Below are 4,469 nucleotides of genomic sequence, written 5' to 3' on the forward strand. Positions count from 1 at the left end.
CGCTGATGATTTAAAAAGTTGTCTTCTGTGCTTGAATTGTTATCCGAAAGAGATAGCTTTATTGATTTGATACCTTCAATTTGTAACGGTAATAAAAGTGTTGTGGAACAAAAAGCCATACAACCAATGGAACGCTATTCCCTTTTTTGAGGGGAGTGTTTCATATAAACAGCCATGGGCTGACCTGACATATCAGCACCGAGGTGTAGCCCACAACAAAGTAAGAAAGTAATTCAACAACTTATTGGAACTTTCTTATAAACGGTCACGGACCGTCCTTGGTCTTTGACCGTGGTTCGGACCACAACGAATATTGAAACATCTCTGTAGGTTACAGAGAGTTTCTTATAAAACGGTCGATGGCTGTTATTGAATCGATTTTAATTGCTGTTGAACACTGGTCTGGGCTGTTATCTTAAGGGTATCACCGTCGGATATCCTTAGAACCGTGCCAAAGCTTAAACGGGCTTTTAACTGAGATATTTTGAAAATTGCCAGAAAGTGGGGCAGGAAAAAATCGTCCCCTATCCAGGCTGCTTTGGGATTTTCATAACAGACCGCCACGGGAACAACAGGAATGTCTTTTGTTGCAGCCAGGTGAAATATGCCGTTTTTAAAGGGAAGGATACCGGGGCCGGCCGATGTGGTGCCTTCGGGGAACACCACCACGCTGATCCCCTGGGCCAGTCTTTCGCCTATGGCCTGCCGAGCCATTGCCCTGCTTTCAGCACTGGACCTGTCCACAAATACCGTGTTTCCCCGTTTGGCTGCCAAACCGAATATGGGCCAGGATTCCAGCTCCTTTTTAGCCAGAAAGGCAGCATTCAGGTGGTAAAGGATGACAACGATGTCCAGGTAGGACCTGTGATTGGAAACCACCAAAGCCCCATCTTCGGGGATGTCGCCGGTCTGTTCAATATGAATGCCAAGACCTTTGACCAGCATACCGGCCCACTGCCGTGCCCGGGACGCCACCAGATCCGGGGACCATCCCGATGATGCCACAGCCACAGCCAGTCGCAGGAGACTTACTATTGTAATTCCAATGACCATGAACAACTTGTAAGAAGATCTCAACCCGGCCATATTTACAGCCCCAGCACGGGGTGTTCCTGCTGCCTGTTAAGCTGTTTCACCCTGCGCTGGCGCAATATGTATTTAATCAAAGATACCATACGGAAATAGCCGATCTGGAGCACTTCGTCACCCTGCTCGAAATTCATCATATTGGCGTAAAACCGATTCAGGCCGCGTTTTCTGTGATGATAGGCCAAATCATTTTTTTCCTTATGAAAAACCGTGTCTTTTACGCTACCCCGAAATACAAAATTTTTTTCATCAAGGACCGCGTTTTGCAATACATACATCTCTTGCCTGAATTGATCATTTATGGCTCTTGCAATTTTTAAGTGGGTGGCATCGGGGCGGTCTGTGTAAAAGGGGGAAGGAAATACCTGCTCAAAGTGCATGGCCACATTGCCCAGGCTTGACAACACGCCTGCGCAGTTGGAGATCCAGATTTTACCAAAGGGATTCTGTTTGAAAAGGTATCCGGTCAAGGCTCTTTTTATCAGCAGATGCGTGAGCCTTTTGCCCCTGGCTTTGGGCCGAACGCAGGTCAGGCCCAGATGCAGAATCCGCCCCACATCCTCAATGTCTAAAAACACCATGGAGCAGAACCCCTGGGGTGTACCGTTCTCATCCTTGGCCAAGGCGATGAGTTTGTCCGAAAGAGCCTTTCGGGTACCCACAATGGCCTGGTATTCAGGCAATTCATGGAAGCAGTCGCCTGCGATTTCCCGGATATCCCGGGCAAGGTCGTCAATGGACTCATCTGAATGCACGCGGCCAGGTTCCTGATACACCTTGATAATGAAATTCATACATTTTCCTATTGGTTTTTATTGAGTTTGATGACGTTCCATTTAGCTGTGCTGAAACAGATCCCATAACCAGCTAAATTTACATTAAAATATTTAAGAATTGGTTATCGGTTGGTTAGAAGCGTGTTTGGGCACAATTGGCTTAAAAGACATCATACTCAAAGAAAAGAAATTGTCACATTTCGCCGTTCTATTTTAAAAACATGGGTTGTATGTAAATTTTTTCATTTTTTTGAATGAATTAAGAGTTTCCCCGATTTACTTTTCCTCATCACCTTACTATGGATCAGATAAAGAATCTTGTTTGTACTAAAAATTTGTAATTGCGGAAGCCAAGGAATATGGGGATTTCAGACTATATCGGTATTCATAACCATGCTGTCGGAAACCATCAACATCTGGGTCAGTGCAAGTCTTGTATTTGACACCTCCATCGCCACAACTGAAAATTTCATCACTGAAAAGAAATGATTATGGAAAATTTATTTAACAAAATAAAAAAGAAAAAGTTTTGGATTTTCGGCTGCATTCTGGGAGGCATATGGATAAGCATTTTTATAAATAAAGGATTTTCCCCCGGTTTGCCGCCGTCCGGCCGCATAGAGGTGCGTCAAAAATCGGGCCATTACGCTTTTTATCCGGATCGCATCAAAAAACTAAATCATAAAAATGGATAGTATTGATGAAAACTAAAAAATGGAAAAAATGGGCCGCAGGTATTTGCAGTCTCCCTCTTGTTGTGATTGCAACTCATTTTCATCTCAACACAGCGTTACAAAAAAAAATTCATGTCGAGAATTCTATAAACCCTGCTGCCACGGATAATTTTAGTCACGCGGCACTTGTCGCTCATTACGTTAAAATCATTCACGATCGCTTTTTTGTCGATTGTGATTCCGTCTTATTCAAGCCTTTCTATAACTTGGAATCTTCTTTTTTCAAGAAAGGACAACAAGGCATCAAGCCCGGAAACCTGGGGGAGGAAGCGGTCTGGTGGTACTTAATCAACTCTGAAAGAATGGCTTTTGCCGCACAGGGTCGTAAAGATAGTTACGTTTACCGCCCGGGCTCCGGTGCTGACACTATCATCAACGGAGACGGCGGTACGGACTGGCTCATTTTCACCGACGCCCGGCTTACTTATGTCCAGTCCGGTGAAGACCTCCAGGTCCGGATCGACGGCAGCACCCTCCTAATATACAGCCTCTGCCTTGGAATTGACCGGCAGTGACACGGATTACAGCACCTTTTCCAAAAATGCCGGCTTCTATCTTTCAGATACTGAGAACTTAGGTGTTTCCGACGATCTGGCCACCCTGGCCTAGACCGATGATGAAATGAACACCTCCCTGCTTGCGGCAGTTTAACCCTGATATCAAATGACCCGGTATGGTGACCCGTGCCGGGGTATTTTTTTCAAGATGAATATAAATCGGAAGTATGTGAACAATCTCATTCATCCAGAATGAAATCGGTGATGTAGATATTGGTCTTCATCTCCTGTTCTATGGTTGACCAGAACGGCTCTCCGGTCCGGTAATGCCCCGGCAGGATCACGGTTTTTTTGTCAAGAGTCAGTATTTTAACCCTGATGGAGTCGATCAGGCACTGGAGGTCCCCGCCCGGCAGATCCGTGCGTCCGGCCTCTCCCACAAAGATGGCATCCCCGGTAAAAAGATGGTCCTCGCACAACAGACAAACCGAACCGGGCGTATGTCCGGGGGTATGGATAACGGCCAGTTCACAACAACCGAAAGCAACTGTGTCGCCGTCATTCATTCTGATATCAGCCGGATAGGGCGGCGGCAGACCAAGCGACCGTTTCATCTTTTGTCTTACTTCCGGATCTTTAAAGAAATCATCATCCGCCTCGTGCAGGCAATAGGGTATCTCCGCAATTTTTTTGAATGCATCCATGGAAAAAAAATGATCCGCATGCCCATGGGTCAACAAGATTTTATCAGGAATCATATCGTTTTCCCGAATGAAACCTGCTATCTCCTCAACCCTTCCCCCCGGATCAATGATGATTGTTTTCCGGGATTTTTTGCAGACCAGAAAATAGGTATTGAGGTTATAGGGTCCTGTGACCCGTCGGAGCATCTGTATGTGGTGCACTGTTTTTATTATCCTTTGTATGGCCCAGTAAATACTCCTGGGAATACTGGTCAAACCATTTACCGGCCCGGGTATCGGCTTCGAAAAAGACCTCGTGGAGCCGATGCCGGATTCTGTGAAACCCATCCTGGGGGGGATGATTTCCGATATGGTCTGTTCTCCTTGCTGCCCCCTTTCTTCGCCCGGGGCCAGCGTGAAAATTTATCTTTCAGTCATACGCTACTATTGGGTTTAAAGCAATATTTACGATTTTGGGGCAGTGCTGACGCATAAATAATAAAAGGTCGGCCGAAGTTGTTCCGCCCACTCCTTTTTGGGAAAATTCCGCCTTTCCTTCTTTCAGAAGGCATCGGAAAGGTAGTTCTTCCTACACAAACCATGGCCTGTACCGAAGATTTTCATTCCGTCCGGGCATAGTTCTCCCCCATTCCAGGCTTGAAACTGTTTCGATTACCTGTCCGTGGTTGC

General features: G+C 46.0%; 4 protein-coding genes. 1 reads left to right on the top strand and 3 read right to left on the bottom strand.

Annotated elements, in window-relative coordinates:
• Nucleotides 1–366: 366 nt before the first annotated feature.
• Together B147_RS0106200 and B147_RS0106205 are read right to left on the bottom strand one after the other, a co-directional pair.
• Nucleotides 367–1,086 (bottom strand): lysophospholipid acyltransferase family protein, encoded by a 720-nt coding sequence (locus tag B147_RS0106200; RefSeq protein ID WP_020586363.1) that lies wholly within the window; start codon nucleotides 1,084–1,086, stop codon nucleotides 367–369.
• A 2-nt stretch (nucleotides 1,087–1,088) separates the two neighbouring features.
• The gene (locus B147_RS0106205) at nucleotides 1,089–1,883 is read right to left on the bottom strand and encodes an N-acetyltransferase (protein WP_020586364.1); all 795 of its coding nucleotides are present in this window, start codon (nucleotides 1,881–1,883) and stop codon (nucleotides 1,089–1,091) included.
• A 682-nt stretch (nucleotides 1,884–2,565) separates the two neighbouring features.
• Here B147_RS0106205 and B147_RS0106220 point away from each other — a divergent pair.
• The gene (locus B147_RS0106220) at nucleotides 2,566–3,114 is read left to right on the top strand and encodes a hypothetical protein (RefSeq protein ID WP_020586367.1); all 549 of its coding nucleotides are present in this window, start codon (nucleotides 2,566–2,568) and stop codon (nucleotides 3,112–3,114) included.
• Nucleotides 3,115–3,335: 221 nt separating this feature from the next.
• On the opposite strand, the gene B147_RS0106230 is transcribed toward B147_RS0106220, so the two are convergent.
• Nucleotides 3,336–4,001 (bottom strand): MBL fold metallo-hydrolase, encoded by a 666-nt coding sequence (locus tag B147_RS0106230; RefSeq protein ID WP_245568942.1) that lies wholly within the window; start codon nucleotides 3,999–4,001, stop codon nucleotides 3,336–3,338.
• Between the last annotated feature and the right edge of the window lie 468 nt (nucleotides 4,002–4,469).

Source organism: Desulfobacter curvatus DSM 3379 (assembly GCF_000373985.1).
GTDB lineage: Bacteria > Desulfobacterota > Desulfobacteria > Desulfobacterales > Desulfobacteraceae > Desulfobacter > Desulfobacter curvatus.

Coding starts and splice junctions, on each gene's coding strand:
- B147_RS0106200 (WP_020586363.1), bottom strand. CDS start 1,086: ATGGCCGGGTTGAGATCTTCTTACAAGTTGTTCATGGTCATTGGAATT.
- B147_RS0106205 (WP_020586364.1), bottom strand. CDS start 1,883: ATGAATTTCATTATCAAGGTGTATCAGGAACCTGGCCGCGTGCATTCA.
- B147_RS0106220 (WP_020586367.1), top strand. CDS start 2,566: ATGAAAACTAAAAAATGGAAAAAATGGGCCGCAGGTATTTGCAGTCTC.